The 17,027-nt window shown below is 38.5% G+C and carries 13 protein-coding genes; all 13 read left to right on the forward strand.

Translation table 11 applies throughout. The features are described 5' to 3' along the window. The first annotated feature begins 24 nt into the window (after positions 1–24). Entirely contained in the window at positions 25–1,878 is a 1,854-nt protein-coding gene (locus T501_RS00740) for an HlyD family efflux transporter periplasmic adaptor subunit (RefSeq protein WP_044912677.1), read from the forward strand. Positions 1,879–1,922: 44 nt separating this feature from the next. Continuing rightward, positions 1,923–3,092 carry an ABC transporter permease gene (locus tag T501_RS00745; RefSeq protein ID WP_207641173.1) on the forward strand — a complete coding sequence of 390 codons (1,170 nt, stop codon included), beginning with the start codon at positions 1,923–1,925 and terminating at the stop codon, positions 3,090–3,092. A 32-nt stretch (positions 3,093–3,124) separates the two neighbouring features. Beyond that, positions 3,125–5,782, forward strand: a complete 2,658-nt coding sequence (locus T501_RS00750) for an extracellular solute-binding protein (RefSeq protein WP_044912679.1) — start codon at positions 3,125–3,127, stop codon at positions 5,780–5,782. Positions 5,783–5,827: 45 nt separating this feature from the next. Next, complete coding sequence (locus tag T501_RS00755) at positions 5,828–6,277, forward strand: NfeD family protein (protein WP_044912681.1); 450 nt, start codon at positions 5,828–5,830, stop codon at positions 6,275–6,277. 12 nt (positions 6,278–6,289) lie between these two features. Beyond that, a complete protein-coding gene (locus T501_RS00760) occupies positions 6,290–7,201 on the forward strand; it encodes an SPFH domain-containing protein (protein ID WP_026509410.1) in 912 nt (303 codons plus the stop codon). 332 nt (positions 7,202–7,533) lie between these two features. Then, positions 7,534–9,159 carry a transcription termination factor Rho gene (gene rho / locus T501_RS00765; RefSeq protein ID WP_044912682.1) on the forward strand — a complete coding sequence of 542 codons (1,626 nt, stop codon included), beginning with the start codon at positions 7,534–7,536 and terminating at the stop codon, positions 9,157–9,159. Between the two features lie 417 nt (positions 9,160–9,576). Next, complete coding sequence (gene trpS / locus T501_RS00770) at positions 9,577–10,671, forward strand: tryptophan--tRNA ligase (protein WP_026509408.1); 1,095 nt, start codon at positions 9,577–9,579, stop codon at positions 10,669–10,671. A 14-nt stretch (positions 10,672–10,685) separates the two neighbouring features. Continuing rightward, a complete protein-coding gene (glgA, locus tag T501_RS00775) occupies positions 10,686–12,131 on the forward strand; it encodes a glycogen synthase GlgA (RefSeq protein WP_026509407.1) in 1,446 nt (481 codons plus the stop codon). A 4-nt stretch (positions 12,132–12,135) separates the two neighbouring features. Beyond that, on the forward strand, positions 12,136–13,785 hold the full coding sequence (locus tag T501_RS00780) for a putative polysaccharide biosynthesis protein (RefSeq protein WP_044912684.1): 1,650 nt from the start codon (positions 12,136–12,138) through the stop codon (positions 13,783–13,785). An 87-nt stretch (positions 13,786–13,872) separates the two neighbouring features. Then, complete coding sequence (locus T501_RS00785; RefSeq protein WP_044912686.1) at positions 13,873–14,085, forward strand: hypothetical protein; 213 nt, start codon at positions 13,873–13,875, stop codon at positions 14,083–14,085. Between the two features lie 44 nt (positions 14,086–14,129). Next, on the forward strand, positions 14,130–14,411 hold the full coding sequence (locus T501_RS00790) for a class IIb bacteriocin, lactobin A/cerein 7B family (RefSeq protein WP_044912687.1): 282 nt from the start codon (positions 14,130–14,132) through the stop codon (positions 14,409–14,411). A 13-nt stretch (positions 14,412–14,424) separates the two neighbouring features. After that, on the forward strand, positions 14,425–14,841 hold the full coding sequence (locus tag T501_RS00795) for a hypothetical protein (protein WP_044912689.1): 417 nt from the start codon (positions 14,425–14,427) through the stop codon (positions 14,839–14,841). A 2-nt stretch (positions 14,842–14,843) separates the two neighbouring features. Continuing rightward, a complete protein-coding gene (locus T501_RS00800; RefSeq protein ID WP_044912691.1) occupies positions 14,844–17,027 on the forward strand; it encodes an NHLP family bacteriocin export ABC transporter peptidase/permease/ATPase subunit in 2,184 nt (727 codons plus the stop codon).

Here is a 17,027-nt window from a genome sequence, read left to right on the forward strand (position 1 = left end):
TTTAAGGGAAGAGGAAATTACGGTATGTCTGAAGTAAAAAATGTAAGACCTAAGAAAAGCAGGAAGGATATTATAAAAGATATTGCAATTGCATTTCTGACAATTCTTTTATTATTGACCTTCTTTTCTAACACAATCATGAACTATTCATTGCCGGAAGTTTATATCCAGCAGATTCAGGAAGGAACAATTTCTCCTATCATCAGAGGAACGGGAACTGTAGAAGCAAAGGATCCTTATAATGTTAAGGTTTCTCAGGAACGTGTGATCAAGAGTGTAGCTGTTTCTGAAGGAGCAAAGGTTAAGAAAGGTGATATCATTTATTACCTTGAGGATAAGGAATCAACTGAACTTACAGAAGCAAAATCTAAGCTGGACGATCTGCATCAGACCTTTGAGACAGCTTTGTTTTCAGGAGATCTCTCAAATGAAGCAATCAACAGAGTAAGAGGCGGACAGACTCTTACAATGGATCAGTTCCAGGCAAAGCTCAAGGCTGCAACTGACAGATATGATGCTGCCAAGCTGGCTGATGAACAGGCTCAGGCAGCTATTGATGCTCAATCACAGCAGCAGGCATATACGTCAGCTCAGTATAACTATGATGAAGCTACTCCTCAGTACAGAGATGCAGATATCACTTACAAGATAACTGAACTTGATCAGCAGATTGAAGCTGCTAAGGCAGACAGTTCAGATTCAAGCTCTGACACAAATTCTGAAACTGTGCTTAAGGATAAATATGAAAGGGCTAAAGATGATTACTCAACTGCGCAAAAGGAAGAGTCAAGCTACTATGATAAGTGGCAGGAAGCTCTTGCTGATTCCAAGAAAGAAGGCAGTAAGAACACAGCTGAGTCTGTGGCATCTTTAGAAAATGCATATAATCAGAAGGTTCAGGAAACAAAGGATGCCAAGGATAAGTTAAAGGAAGCTGAGAAGAAGTATAAAGCTGCTGAAGGCAATGTGACAAAGAAATCTGTTAATGAAGAACTTATAGCAGCACTTGAAGCTGAGAAAAATCGTCTTCTCCTTGAGCAGGCAAATGGAACAAAGGATGTTTCACAGATTACAACTCAGGCAGGTCAGGTAGATAATGACTACCAGAGAAAAGCCGCTTCACTTCAGGATACCAAAAATAAGACAGCTCAGGAGCTTGATAAAGCTACAACAGAAAGAACAGAGTTACTTACTGAGATTGCTAAGGAAATCGAGCTTGATTCTCAGAGAGATACCATCGAGGAACAGAAGGAAATAGTAGCAAAGCTTGAAAAAGAGGCTGTAGGTGCAACTATTACGGCTCCCGTTGACGGAACAATATCCGAGCTTACACTTAAAGCCGGTGAGTCAACTAATGCAGAGAATCCTGTTGCTATTATCCAGGTTGAAGGTAAGGGAATGCAGACAAGCTTCTCTGTAACAATGGATCAGGCTAAGAGACTTAAGGTTGGTGATATCGCTGAGCCTCAGAACGCATGGTACTATACAGACTTTAAGGCAACACTTAAATCAATTACCGCTGACCAGCAGAATCCTAATACCAAGAAAGTACTTACATTCTCAATTGAGAGTCCTGAAGTACAGAACGGACAGTCTGTAAGTCTGCAGATCGGTCAGAAATCGGATACATATGATCTGACTTTGCCTGCAGGTGCAATAAGACAGGATAATAACGGAAAATATATTTTGATAGTAAAGTCTAAGTCAAGTCCTCTTGGTAACAGATATATTGCATCAAAAGTTGATGTAGAGGTTCTGGGATCTGACGATACGACTGCTGCAGTAAGTGGAAGTCTTGAGGGAGATGAATATGTGATCACTACGAGTACAACTCTTATTAATCCGGGTGATCAGGTAAGATTGGCTAACGATCAATGAGAAAAATAGGCACGAATATTCTTAACTTTATAAAAAATCTGAAATTGAGACAGATCATATATCTCCTGGTTATGGTTGTTTTGGGACTGATTATATTTGGTATAGATGTCTACCATGATCGTACTGTTGACAAACAGTATGATCAGCTGGAAGGCAGAAGATGGTCTGATGATACGAGATGCGGACAGGTAAGCATGTTCTTTTCTGAGAACGAAGGTGTTAACGTAGATAAGATCAATGAATATGTTTACAATATCAACAAAGGTCTTATAGCAGATGGTCTGCAGGAAGCTGATGCAAGTACTCAGGCAGGTAATGCGGTCTGGGATTACTGCTTTAGTTCAGTAGGCAGTGTTGATACCGTAAAGGATCTTAAGACAGTCACAGCTGTAGCTATAGGAGTAGGTGGGAATTATTTCCAGTTTCACCCTATGAGACTTGTAAGCGGAAACTATTTCCCTGCTGATACTGTCATGAAAGACTATGTAATATTGGATGAGGATCTTGCATGGCAGCTGTTTGGTTCCGATAATATTGTCGGAATGGATATACTTATTGGTGGCGTTCCGCATTATATTGCCGGTGTTGTAAAAAGAGACAGCGGGAAATATGTGAAGGCTGCCGGCATGGTTTACCCCACTATATTCATGTCATTTGAATCACTTGCTACATATGGGAAGATCGATGCATCAGTTCTCTCAACTAATGGAACATTGGGTGTATCTTCAGTAGCAAAGAAGAGTGATGATGAAAATGGTAATGGTACATCAGATGTAGATACAAATGCTAAGGGTGTTATCTGTATGGAAGTTGTAATGCCCAACATGGTAAACAATTATGCCAAAAATTTTGTTATCGACAAATTGAGTTTAAATACTACACAGGTTGATGTAGTTGATAATTCTGCAAGATTTGATAATAGAAATCTATTTAATTTAATTGGTAAATTCAATACAAGAGGGATGCAGATTAAGCCGGTTATATATCCATACTGGGAGAATAATGCAAGAGCGTATGAAAATATTTTTGCGGTTCTCCTTTTGATCCAGATAGTCTGTGCTGTCATAATCTTTATTATGATAGCGATAATAGTTGTTCAGGCATACAGACACAGAAAGTGGACGGTAGGGCAGCTTGTTCAGAAGCTGGCTGATTGGAAATATGATCTTGAATCTAACATGAAATATCATAACCAGAAATGGAAATATTTTTGATTATGTTTGCTATATAATAAGGAGGGTAATTAATGAAAAAATTCTATCTTAAGAGGATTCTCAGCATTTCGCTAGCGACTGTTATGACTTTAAATCTTGCAGCTTGCGGATGCGGTAAGAAAAATACTGATAATGCTGTGTCCGATGAAGAAGCTAAGCACGACGCAACTGCGTATGTTTTTAAGGAGTCACCCATTGACCTTGGAGAAGGTGTTGACCTTTCCAGTATCAATTCCATGGGCAGCTTTGGTGACAAAGTTTATGCTGTTGCTAATAATGTTGGTGATGACGGTAACAATGTTACTACCATGTATACCTTTGATAAGGATGGCAGTAATGTGGCAACTGTAAATATAGATACTACCGCTGATTGTTCTGTAACAAATTCTGCTGTTGCATCAGACGGCTCTATTTATACTATTGAAACAAAGTATGCCGGAATGATTGATGGCGGTATTAGTGATGCTAGTATTGAGGATCTGCTTGGTGGAGGTGAAGACAGCTTTGAGGTAATAGAAGAGCCTGCTTCTGAGGATAATGTTACAGATGATATTGATCAGTATTCTGCAGAAGAAAGTGAAGATGCTGCAGAAGCAGATAGTGTGGAAGCAACTGACAATTCAGATGAAGATAACAGCGCTGATGCTGAAAGCAGCGAAGCTGATGAGAATACTGAAAAAGATACTTTTGAAGATAATTTAAATCAGATATCTGAAGCACAGTCTGATTCACTTGGTGGTACTTCTGAAGCTGCAGAAACTACTGAGACAGTTGATGGTATTTCATCTGATACTGAGAATATGATAATTTCAGATGATCCTGCTCAGGCTAATGCAGATACAGATGTTTATTATCTTGTTAAGCACGATGCTTCCGGTGCAGAGATTTGGAAACAGGAGCTTGAGACTAAGACTGATTCTTACTATTATGTCAGTGGCTTTTTACTTGTTGATGACAGTACAATTCTTATTTCTGACACATTAGGAGTTCATAAATACAATACAGCTGACGGAACCAAGACATCAGATTTTGATCTTGCTGATTATGCCGACAGCGATTATGGCATTTCAGTAATGATATATAAAACCGGTAAAGGCGAAGTAGTGGGAATGATTCCCGGAAACGAGCAGTCTTTTTACAGACTTAATCTCGATGAAGGAACACTTTCACCTGTAGAGGGGGCAGATAATCCTTTCTATGAGTTAGTGTTTTATCCCGGAGCAGGAGATTATGATCTTTTTGGAGTAAGTACAGAAGGTGTTTACACATATAATCTTGGGGATCAGAATGCTACAATGATTCTTAATTTCGTGGATTCTGACATTAACACCTATGGTCTTTCACAGATGGTAGCTTTGTCAGATACACAGATTGCTGCACTTATTCCTTCAGATGATGCAGGATACACTCTTTCAATTCTTACAAAAGTAGATCCTAAGTCTGTAAGCGAAAGACAGCAGATTACTCTTGGCTGTAACTATATTGATTATGATGTTCGTTCTCAGATAATCAAATTCAATAAAACAAATGATAATTATCGTATTGTCATAAGTGATTATTCAAAATTTGATTCTGAAAGCGATTATTCCGGCGGAGCAAACAGATTAAATACGGATATTGTTTCAGGTAATACACCGGATATTCTTGTTCTTGATTCAGATATGCCTGTTGACAGTTACATCTCTAAGGGATTATTTGAAGATCTTTCTGATTATTTTAAAAATGATGAAGAGCTTAGTAAGCTTAAGTTCATGGATCATGTAATGGAGACCTTCAAGACTGATGGTAAGATGTACAAGTTGATCCCAAGTTACTCAATTGAAACAGTTGCAGCTTATACAAAGGATGTAGGAGATAAAAATACCTGGACAATTGATGAGCTTGAAAAGATTATTAAGGACAAAAATATACAGTACAAGAACGTATTTGGTAATCTTTCAAGAGAAGATGTTTTTGAGATGGCACTTAGCCTTTCAGGTTCTCAGTATATAGACTGGTCAACTCTTACCTGCAACTATGATTCCGATGCATTTATACATCTTCTTGAATTTGTAAATGAATTCCCTGAGGAACTTGAAGAGGAAGACATTTACAATGATGTATCAGCATATTGGAGAGAAGGAAATTCAATAGCTGAAAGATTATATCTGTATGGATTGTCTGACTATAACTATGAAGCTAAGGGAACATTCGGAGACAAGATTTCACTGGTTGGCTTCCCTTCAGATAATGGAAGCGGTTCAGCTCTTTATCCTAACCTTCAGCTGACAATGAGTTCATCTTCCAAGGTTAAGGATGGCTGTTGGGAATTTATGAGATATTTCCTTACAGATGAATATCAGAAAACCATTGATGGTGCTCTTCCTGTAAGCATGACAAAGATGGATGAAATGATTGCTGCAGCTAAGAAGAAGCCTACTTATATTGATGAGAACGGTAAAGAAGTAGAGTACGAGGATACTACATATATCGGCGAGACTGAGATAATCATTTCACCTATGACAGATGAAGAAGTTAATGGAGTTTTAGATTTTATTAACAGTGTAGATCAGGTTGGTGTTGCTAACGAAGAAGTAGTTAATATCATCTACGAAGAAGCTGCTGCATTCTTTAGCGGACAGAAGACTGCTGCAGAGGTTGCCGATATCATCCAGAGCCGTGTGCAAATTTATGTTAATGAAATAAGCTGATTCAGGTAACCCTTATTTGCCGGATTCAAAATGGAGGTGACTGGTATGTATGATTTGCTATTAGTTTCGCCTATGATGTTTTGGTTGATACTGACAATAGTTTTGGCTGTGTTTGAGCTCCTTACTATGGGCCTATCCACAATCTGGTTTGCGCTGGGTTCTCTTGCCGCTTTTTTAGCGGCAATAATAGGAGCAAGCCTGCCTTTGCAGATTGTAATTTTTATATTGGTTTCAGTATTTATGCTCTTATTGGTGAGGCCTCTGTCTGTCAAGCTCTTAAAGGGTAAAATAGTAAAAACCAATATAGATGCTCTTATTGGTAGAAAAGTAACTGTTAGTAAAGAAGTAGATAATATTAAAGAGACAGGCGGTGTAGTTCTGGATGGCACAACCTGGAATGTGAGAAGTAGCGATGATGACAGTATTATTCCTGTGGGAGAAACTGTTGTTATAGTAAAAGTTGAGGGGAATAAGCTTATAGTAGAAAAAGCTTAAAGGAGGGACGCTATGCCATTTTTTGTTATTATCGTTTTGATTCTGGTTCTGATTGCTGCAAACATTAAGATTGTGCCGCAGGCTCACTCATTTATTGTTGAGAGACTTGGTGCATACAAGGAAACATGGGATGTAGGGCTTCATTTTATGATTCCGTTTCTTGACAGAGTTGCAAGGAAAGTTGACTTAAAGGAGCAGTATTGCGATTTTCCGCCTCAGCCTGTTATTACGCAGGATAACGTAACCATGCAGATTGATTCCATTGTGTTCTTTAGAATTTCAGATCCTAAGGCTTATACATATGGAGTTCGCAATCCTATTGGTGCTATTGAGAATCTGACTGCCACAACACTTCGTAATGTCATTGGTTCTATGACACTTGATGAAACACTTACAAGTCGTGACCAGATAAATGCACAGATGCAGGATGCGCTTGATATTGCTACAGATCCATGGGGTATAAAGATTACCAGAGTTGAACTTAAAAATATCAATCCTCCTGAACAGATACGTGATGCCATGGAAAAACAGATGAAGGCAGAGCGTGAAAAGAGAGAAAAAATCCTTTTCGCAGAAGGTGAGAAGCAGTCAGCAATCACTGTTGCAGAAGGTGAAAAGCAGAGTAAGATATTACAGGCTGAAGCTGATAAGCAGGCTACAATTCTTAAGGCTGAGGCTGAAAAAGAGCGCCGTATCCGTGAGGCAGAAGGTCAGGCTGAGGCTATCAGAAGCGTTCAGAAGGCTAATGCAGATGGTATTACAATGCTTAAGGAAGCCGGAGCTGATGAGTCAGTTCTTACAATCAAGAGTCTTGAAGCTTTCGAAAAAGCCGCAAACGGGCAGGCTACAAAAATCATTGTTCCCAGCAGTATAGCAGGGGTTGCCGGTCTGGCAGAGTCTATTAAAGAAGTCGTAAGTAAATAATTTAAATCAGATATATTTACTTGCTCTGAATCATCATTATTAAATCAGAAATGTTTTAAAGGTATGGGAAACTGAATGTTTCCCATACTTTTACATGAAAAAATTTTTCATACTATAAAAACTTCCCTCATTATTATTTAATAAAATCTTAAAAATATTACTATTGATATTTTTTATTCATTGATGTAATGTGTACATTGTCGAAGATATTTTCATCTTTGAGCAATAGCTTATCGACAATCAGGCTTAATATTTAAGTTATCGATTACATTTTTTCCAAATGATTAATTATTATTTTGATTATATGTGAAATTTTAGAAAGGAATTTTATTTTGAGAGAAAAACTTGAAACACTTACACTGGCTTCACTTCGTGACCTCGCAAAGCAGAATGGCATTAAGAGCGTTACTACAATGAAAAAGTCAGAGCTTATTGATGCACTTTTGGAATTGGATGAGAAACAAAAGGCGCAGCAAGAAGTTGTAAAAGCTGAAGAACCTAAGAAAGAAGTACAAAAGCAGGATACTCCTAATGCAGAGGAGCATAGAAAAGATTCTGCAAAGCGTGAAAATGGTGCAAAGAGAGAGCAGAAGAGATCTGCAGACGATAAAGAAAAATCAGCACCAAAGAAGACTTCAAAGAAAAAAATAATTGTAGCAGATAATACTCAGAATTCACAGAATACGCATGCTAATCAGGCTTCTGCAAATAATCAGAATACTAATAGCAATCAGAATGCCCAGCCACAGGCTGAAGCAAAACCTGCACAGGAAGCAGCGCCTGAGCCATACGCCAAGAAAGAAATACCTGCGGAAGATTCTGAAATTGCAAACGGAATTGATGCTCATGGTATACTTGAAGTAATGCAGGATGGTTTTGGCTTTATCAGATGTGAAAATTATCTTCCCGGTGAGAATGACGTATATGTAGCTCCGGGTATGATCAGAAAATATAACCTTAAGACAGGTGACATCCTTAGTGGTGTTGCAAGACAGAAAAAAGAAAATGATAAGTTCGGAGCATTGCTTCAGCTTAATTCCATAAATGGATATAAGCCGGAAGTTGCTATGGGAAGATGGAATTTCGAGAACATGACACCTATTTTTCCTAAAGAGCAGATAGTACTTGAGCATCCCGGCTGCACAATAGCAATGAGAATTATGGATATGATTTCACCTATTGGTAAGGGACAGCGTGGTATGATAGTATCACCTCCTAAGGCTGGTAAGACTACACTTCTTAAAGATGTAGCACTTTCTGTTAAGAAGAATAATCCTGATATTCATCTTATTGTTCTTCTGATTGATGAAAGACCTGAAGAAGTTACCGATATAAAGGAAAGCATCGAAGGTCCTAATGCGGAAGTTATTTATTCTACATTTGATGAACTTCCTGAACATCACAAGAGAGTTTCTGAGATGGTAATCGAGAGAGCCAAGCGTCTCGTTGAGCACAACAAAGATGTAATGATTCTCCTTGATTCAATCACACGACTCACAAGAGCATATAATATTGTTGTTCCTCCTTCAGGAAGAACGCTTTCAGGTGGTCTTGATCCTGCAGCGCTTCATATGCCAAAGAGATTCTTTGGTGCAGCCAGAAAAATGAGACAGGGTGGAAGTCTTACAATTCTCGCTACAGCACTTGTTGAGACAGGATCCAAGATGGATGATGTTATATATGAGGAATTCAAGGGAACCGGTAACATGGAAATGGTTCTCGACAGAAAGATGCAGGAGAAACGTATATTCCCTGCCATCAATATTCCTAAGTCAAGTACCAGAAGAGAGGATCTTCTCCTTAAGCCTGATGAGCTTGCTGCAGTTAATGCACTTCGCAAAGGCTTTAACGGAATGAAAGCTGACGAAGCTGTAGATCAGTGTATCAACATGTTTGCTAAAACCAGAAACAATGCTGAATTTGTTCGAATGGTGGAAAAACAGGTTGCAAGATATTAAAAAGTTAAGGACATAGCCGAAATGGTTATGTCCTTTTTATCATTTATACAAGAAAATTTGAAAATATTTTTTTACAAAATAAAATAGAAATTTCGCTATGAAATAAAAAAACACGCTTTTGCGTGTATATTTTGGGAGGAGGGGTTGTCAGGTGGGGAACCTGACAACCCGGTATGAAAAAAGTTTTGTTGGGGGAGTCAGAAGTTCTAACTCCTGTTAAATTTATAATATAGATTAAATTTGTACAGAATATGGACAATTCATAAACTAAATATAAAATAATTCGAAATTAAATATAAGCACAAACGAGATTTTGTACATTACTTGATTTGTTCTTCTTATTATCTGTTAAAAAATAATGGAATTTGATATAATAAGCTAGAATAATTTTGATGTATTAAGGAGATGGAAAAAGTTATGCGAAAGGTAATACTGACCGGCGACAGACCAACTGGTAAACTTCACGTTGGACATTATGTCGGTTCACTTAGAAGGCGAGTTGAACTACAGAACTCAGGTGAGTTTGACGATATTTTTATCATGATAGCAGATGCTCAGGCTCTTACTGATAATGCTGAGAATCCTGACAAAGTACGTGAAAACGTAATCGAGGTTGCTCTTGACTATCTTGCAGTAGGTCTTGATCCTGCAAAGAGCACATTGTTTGTTCAATCACAAATCCCGGAGCTCACAGAGCTTTCATTTTATTATATGAATCTTGTTACTGTGTCAAGACTTCAGAGAAATCCTACTGTTAAGTCTGAGATTCAGATGAGGAACTTTGAGACCAGTATACCTGTTGGATTTTTCACATATCCTATAAGCCAGGCTGCTGATATCACTGCGTTTAAGGCTACTACCGTTCCTGTTGGTGAGGATCAGGAACCTATGATTGAGCAGTGCAGAGAGATTGTACGTAAATTTAATTCTGTATACGGTGAGGCACTTGTGGAGCCCAATATTCTTCTTCCGGATAATGCAGCATGCTTAAGATTACCCGGAACGGATGGAACTGCGAAGATGAGTAAGTCATTAGGGAACTGTATTTATCTTTCAGAGTCACCGGATATGATAAAGAAAAAGGTTATGGGTATGTTTACTGATCCCAATCATTTAAGGGTTGAGGATCCCGGAGAAGTTGAAAACAATCCCGTATTTATTTATCTTGATGCATTTGCAAGAGATGAACATTTTGCTGAATTTGCACCGGATTATGCTAATCTTGATGAGATGAAGGCTCACTATAAGAGAGGCGGTCTTGGTGATGTTAAGGTTAAGAAGTTCCTTAACAATGTACTTCAGGCTGAACTTGAGCCGATAAGAAAGCGCAGAGAGGAATTCCAGAAGGATATTCCGTATGTATATGATGTTATTAAAAAGGGTTCAGAGGTAGCTGAGCAGGTTGCAGCCAAGACCCTTAGTGATGTCAAGAAGGCTATGAGAATTGACTATTTCTCTGATGAAGAGCTTATAGCTATGCAGTCTGCAAAATATAAGGTTACAGAAGATTAAACTGGAGGCACTACATGAAGAACATTCTATTTGTAGCATCAGAAGGAGTACCATTTATTAAAACAGGTGGATTGGCAGATGTTGTCGGATCACTGCCAAAGGATATCGATAAGAGATATTTTGATGTAAGGGTAATCCTTCCTAAATATACCTGCATGGCTCAGGAGATGAAGGATAAATTGGAGTATGTATCCAATTTTTATATGGATTTCCACTGGAAAAGTGAATATGTTGGAATATTCCATTCTGAGATAGACGGTGTACATTATTATTTTATCGACAATGAATACTTTTTTGGTGGTATGGCACCATATGGCGGAGATGTTATCTGGGAGATTGAGAAGTTTACATTCTTTAGTAAGGCAGCTCTTTCAATTCTTCCTGTAATTGGATTCAGACCGGATATTATTCATTGTCATGACTGGCAGACTGGTCTTATTCCTGTTTACTTAAAAGAGAGATTCCAGGGGAATGAGTTCTTCCGCGGTATCAAGTCAATAATGACTATTCATAACCTTAAGTTCCAAGGTAAGTGGGATGCTAAGGATGTACAGGATATTACAGGACTTCCTGATTATTACTTTACACCTGACAAGCTTGGATATTATAAAGATGCAAATCTTTTAAAGGGCGGCATTGTATATGCTGATGCCATAACTACTGTCAGCAGCACATATGCCGATGAGATCAAGACAGAATTTTACGGAGAAGGACTTGATGGACTTCTCAGAGCAAGGGCTCATGATTTGAGAGGTATAGTTAACGGTATTGACTATACAGATTTTAATCCTGAAACTGATAAATTCCTGGATTATCCATTTAATGCAATCAATTTCCGCAAGGAAAAATCCAAGAATAAGCGAGCACTGCAGAGAGAGTTAGGACTACCAGAAGATGATAAGACAATGATGATCGGTATCATTTCAAGACTTACAGATCAGAAGGGATTTGACCTTATTGCATATGTGCTTGACGAACTGTGTCAGGATGCAATACAGGTTGTTGTGCTTGGTACAGGTGAAGAACAGTACGAGAACATGTTCAGGCATTTTGCATGGAAATATCCTGATAAGGTTTCAGCAAACATTTATTATTCAAATCCTTTGTCACATAAGATTTATGCAGCATCTGATGCATTCCTTATGCCTTCTCTCTTTGAGCCCTGTGGTCTTTCACAGCTGATGGCTCTTAGATATGGTTCAATTCCGATCGTCAGACAGACCGGAGGACTTAAGGATACTGTTGAGCCTTATAATCAGTATGAGAGTACAGGCACCGGCTTCGGATTTTTGAATTATAATGCACATGAGATGATGAATACCGTTCGTGAAGCTGAAAGAGTTTATTATGATAATAAGCGCGAATGGAACAAGATGATAGATCGTGCAATGGCAGCTAATTTCTCATGGGAAGTTTCAGCAGCTAAATATCAGGAGATGTACGATTGGCTTAGACCATAAGGAAATGAGTAAAAAGAAAAGTATTTTAGTTCAGGGCGGTATTTTAGCTACCGCCGGTATCATATCAAAAATCATAGGCCTTTTATATCAGGCTCCCTTCACCGGAATTGTCGGTGATGAGGGAAACGGATATTACAGTACGGCTTATTATATTTATTCAATAGTACTTCTTATTTCTTCATACAGCATACCTTCTGCGATGAGTAAAATAATCTCGCAGAGACTTGCTGTACATGAATATAGAAACGCACAGCGAATTTTTCACTGTGCGCTTATTTATGTTTGTGTTGTAGGAGCTATAGGAAGTCTTGTTGCATTTTTTGGAGCACCTTTGTTTGTGGATGGATATTCCATCCCGGTACTAAAGGTTTTCTCACCATTCATATTTATTTTTGGACCGTTAGGAGTACTCAGAGGATATTTTCAGGCACAGAGGACCATGATACCAACGAGTATTTCCCAGCTGGTAGAGCAATTTTTGAATGCTTTCGTATCTGTTGGAGGGGCATTCTTTCTGGTTAATCTGGCAATCTCTAAAGGCGGAGATGCATCCACAAGGGCGATGTATGGAGCAATCGGAGGTGCCCTGGGCACAGGCTCAGGAGTGGTTATTGCTCTGATTTTTATGTTTTTTGTCTATAGGATGAACAGAGATGCCGTAAGAAGAAAGGTTATTCACGATCATCATGAAGATATGGGATATAGAGAAATATTTATTCTTATCCTTATGATTGTAACACCTTTTATTTTAAGTACATTTATTTATAATTTATCGACTACACTTAATTCGACTTTATTCTCAAAGATAATGACTTACAACAGAGGAATACCTCATAACGAAGTTGTTACAAGGTTTGGTGTATTCTCAAGAAAGGCTATGAATATAACTAATTTCCCTATAGCGATATCATCAGCAGCTGCTGCCACGATTATGCCAAGTATTTCTACATACTTTGCGCAGAAAAACTATGACAGAACTGCACAAATGATAGAGAGAGTATACAGATTGATCAATATGATTGCTATTCCTTCTGCTGTGGGATTGTTTGCTTTATCAGAGCCGATCATCATGCTTCTGTTTCCTCAAAAAGCCACTTTGCATGAGGCAGGAGTTTTAATGCAGATACTGGCAATTACGGTGGTATTTTATTCTCTTTCCACTGTAAGTAATGCTATCCTGCAGGGAATTGGAAAGGTCAATGCTCCTGTAATTAATGCAGCTATTGCATTGGTTGTTCAGACGGTGGTACTGGTAATTCTTTTGTTTTTCACGAATCTTGGCAACAAAGCTCTGGCAATCGTGACAATTCTGTACTCACTTCTTATGTGCGTACTCAATGAATATTCAATATCCAAAACTATCGAAATCAGACAGGATATTAAGAAGCTTTATATTATACCTTTTTCAGTTTCGGCAGTTATGGGAATCGTTTCTTTTGGCGTATACAGACTTATGAAGCTATTGATAGGTAGAACGTTGGAGAATGATTATTTTGTTAATCTCATTTCAGTTGCCGTAGCAATTTTCGTGGCAGTAATTGTATATGCTGTCGGAATGGTAAGGACAAAAGGAGTTACTGAAAGAGAATTACTTCAATTCCCAAAGGGCTCCAAATTGGTAAATATTTTAAAAAAGGTTCGTATTATAAAATAAATATAAATTTATCTCAATGTTGGACATTTGTTGGACAGTTTTTGATATTATCGTCTTGTAAGGAGTGATTACAAGGAGGAGATAGTAATGATTGAAGTTACTGGAGGAACACCTCTGGATGATGACAGTCTGGAGGATGTTGTTGGCGGAGCAAAGCAATTCCGATCTTTCTACAAGCATAAGAGAGTACAGCTAATGGAAGTCAGCTGCCAGAAATGTCAAAAGATAATTAGGATAAATATTCAGGAATCAAAATGTGAATGTCCTATTTGCGGCGGTATGAATTACTTTGCAGGCTAAGTTGCTTATTTAGTTGAAGCGATTGCTTTGGAAAGGAGTATTCTATGAGTGATAAAGATTTGATGAAAGAACTCAATGATGAGGAGCTTGAGGAAATCAATGGCGGTGCAGGTATTTTTGCCAATGCCGGAGTTGGTGTCGGAGGGATCAGACTTTCAAATACAATAATGACTTCTGATACTGAAATTGCTTCTAATGATCTATTGATGAGTGGAGATACAAACCGCATTGCCGGACCTCTTAAAAACGCAGTAAAAGTTAACAATGTAAAGGTTAAAAATACGACTGGTAGCAACAATACATCCGGTGGTGGAATGTGGGTATAACCAGGGAGCGTCAATGGATGAGAATATTTTCAGGAAAAAGAGTTTGGAAAGGATATCTTCTCCTGAAGCTTTAAATGATTATCTGCATGTAACAACACCCGCCATATGGCTGATACTTATGGCGGTCGTTGTTATGCTTGCAGGTTTTTTTATTTGGGCTTCTGTAGGAAATGTAAGTACAACCGTAAAAGGTGAAGCTTATGTTACTAACGGGAAAGTAACCATGGTAATCAATAATATGCCACAGGATAATCTAAAGGCAGGTCTCAAGCTGACTATTGGCGATTTGAGTGCAACTATAGATTATGTAGACAAGGATTCCTATGGAAGAACAACAGTCGAATGTGATATGAATATTCCCGATGGGGTTTACGAAGCAGACATAATTGTTGAACAAATTAAACCAATCTCTTTTCTTTTGAGCGACTGAAGATGAAGAAGAAAATACGAAAACCAATAAAAAACGGAGTAGCCAGGGTACCGGTAATCATGCAAATGGAAGCACTTGAATGTGGTGCAGCATGCCTTTGTATGGTTATGGCCTACTACAATATGTGGATCCCTCTTGAACAGATGAGGGTTGATTGTGGTGTTTCGAGGGATGGATCAAATGCAAAATATATCCTGACTGCTGCGCGGAAATATGGTTTTGAAGCAAAAGGATTCAGATATGAAATAGACGAAATAAAAGAAGCCGGACTATTCCCGTGTATCATCCATTGGAATTTTGATCATTTTGTTGTACTTAACGGATTCAGGAATGGTTTTGCTTACATTAATGATCCTGCAAGAGGCGAAGTGAAGATTACCATGGATGAGTTTGATAACTCATTCACCGGTGTCTGTCTAAGAATCATTCCCGGTGAGAACTTCGTTCCGGGAGGGAATAAAAAGAGCATTATTGCCTATGCTGCCAAAAGGCTTAAGGGGGCTAAAAAGGCCATTTTACTTGTTGCTTTAACAGGAATTATTTCCTACATGATAGAGGTGATTAATCCTGTGATGACAAGAGTGTTTATGGACAGACTCTTAACCGGAATAAACAGATCCTGGCTTAATCCATTTATAGCAATCATGGTAGTGCTTGCAGTTCTGCAGATTATAAGTGAATTTATATCAAAGATTTATTTTCTCAAGATTAATGGCAAACTGGCATCGATAGGCGCGACTACATATATGTGGAAGGTTTTGAGACTTCCTATAGAATTCTTCTCTCAGAGAATGGCAGGAGATATCATCATGAGAGAAGAAGTTAACGAATATATAGCAGCGACCCTGGTAGATACTGTGGCACCTCTTTTTCTAAATACAATAATGATGCTGGTGTATCTGGTTGTGATGCTAAGATTTAGTGTTGGACTTACTTTCATAGGTATTTTGACCATTGTTATTAATCTTCTGGTTGCAAGTTATATATCTCAAAAGCGAATCAATCTGACAAGAGTTCAGATGAGAGATGAAGGGAAGCTCCTGTCTGCCACTATATCCGGTATTGAAATGGCAGAGACTATAAAATCATCCGGAGCCGAGAATGGATTCTTCCAGAAATGGGCAGGATATCAGGCTTCAGTTCAGGCTCAGAATGTTAAATACAGTACTTTAGATGCATATCTCGGAGTGATTCCGCCACTTCTGGCTGACATTGCTAATTACCTGGTTCTGACCTTAGGTGTTTTCCTGACTATGAGAGGCGATTTTACAGTCGGAATGATCATTGCATTTCAAGGCTTTTTATCATTGTTTATGCAACCGGCTAATATGCTGATCACATCGGGGCAGGCAATTCTGGAAATGCGGACTGATATGGAAAGAGTCAGCGATGTTATGGAGTATCCTGAGGATGATGTTTTTAAAGAGGAAACTATAGAAGATATTGAGGATGGTACTTTTTCAAAACTAACAGGAGCTATTGAGATAAAAAATTTATCCTTTGGCTATTCGAGGCTAAAAGAGCCTTTGATAAAAGATTTTTCATTAAGTGTAAAACCCGGGCAGAGAATTGCTCTGGTTGGAAAAAGCGGCTGCGGTAAGTCTACAATAGCAGGCCTTATTTCCGGTCTGTATAAGCCTTGGAGTGGAGATATACGTTTTGATGGTAAAAACATAAACGAAATACAGACTAGTGTTTTTAAGGGATCTGTGGCTGTAGCTGCTCAGGATATTGGGCTTTTTGAAGATACAATAGAGAACAATATAAAAATGTGGGATGAATCAATTGAAGATTTTGAGATGATACTGGCAGCAAGGGATGCCGGAATTCATGAGAAAATTATTTCCCGTCCCTCCAGTTACAGATCAAGACTTTTAGAGGGGGGTAAGGATATGTCCGGCGGTGAGAAGCAAAGGCTTGAAATAGCCAGAGTCTTAGCCAGAGATCCTTCGATAATAATTCTGGATGAAGCCACCAGTGCGCTTGATGCAAAGACCGAGTATGAAGTAGTCAAAGCTATAAAAAACAGAGGATTAACATGCATTGTTGTTGCACATAGATTGTCAACCATAAGGGATTGTGATGACATTCTGGTTATGGACAACGGAGTCGTTGTTGAACGTGGAACGCATGAAGAACTGATGAAGCTAAATGGCTTTTATAAAGATTTGGTAACTGTAGAATGA

Source organism: Butyrivibrio sp. WCE2006 (genome assembly GCF_000701985.1).
GTDB lineage: Bacteria > Bacillota > Clostridia > Lachnospirales > Lachnospiraceae > Butyrivibrio.

Bases quoted from the DNA above. Each gene is read 5' to 3' on its own strand.
- T501_RS00740 (WP_044912677.1), top strand. From the start codon at position 25: ATGTCTGAAGTAAAAAATGTAAGACCTAAGAAAAGCAGGAAGGATATT.
- T501_RS00750 (WP_044912679.1), top strand. From the start codon at position 3,125: ATGAAAAAATTCTATCTTAAGAGGATTCTCAGCATTTCGCTAGCGACT.
- T501_RS00755 (WP_044912681.1), top strand. From the start codon at position 5,828: ATGTATGATTTGCTATTAGTTTCGCCTATGATGTTTTGGTTGATACTG.
- T501_RS00760 (WP_026509410.1), top strand. From the start codon at position 6,290: ATGCCATTTTTTGTTATTATCGTTTTGATTCTGGTTCTGATTGCTGCA.
- trpS (WP_026509408.1), top strand. From the start codon at position 9,577: ATGCGAAAGGTAATACTGACCGGCGACAGACCAACTGGTAAACTTCAC.
- glgA (WP_026509407.1), top strand. From the start codon at position 10,686: ATGAAGAACATTCTATTTGTAGCATCAGAAGGAGTACCATTTATTAAA.
- T501_RS00780 (WP_044912684.1), top strand. From the start codon at position 12,136: ATGAGTAAAAAGAAAAGTATTTTAGTTCAGGGCGGTATTTTAGCTACC.
- T501_RS00785 (WP_044912686.1), top strand. From the start codon at position 13,873: ATGATTGAAGTTACTGGAGGAACACCTCTGGATGATGACAGTCTGGAG.
- T501_RS00790 (WP_044912687.1), top strand. From the start codon at position 14,130: ATGAGTGATAAAGATTTGATGAAAGAACTCAATGATGAGGAGCTTGAG.
- T501_RS00795 (WP_044912689.1), top strand. From the start codon at position 14,425: ATGGATGAGAATATTTTCAGGAAAAAGAGTTTGGAAAGGATATCTTCT.
- T501_RS00800 (WP_044912691.1), top strand. From the start codon at position 14,844: ATGAAGAAGAAAATACGAAAACCAATAAAAAACGGAGTAGCCAGGGTA.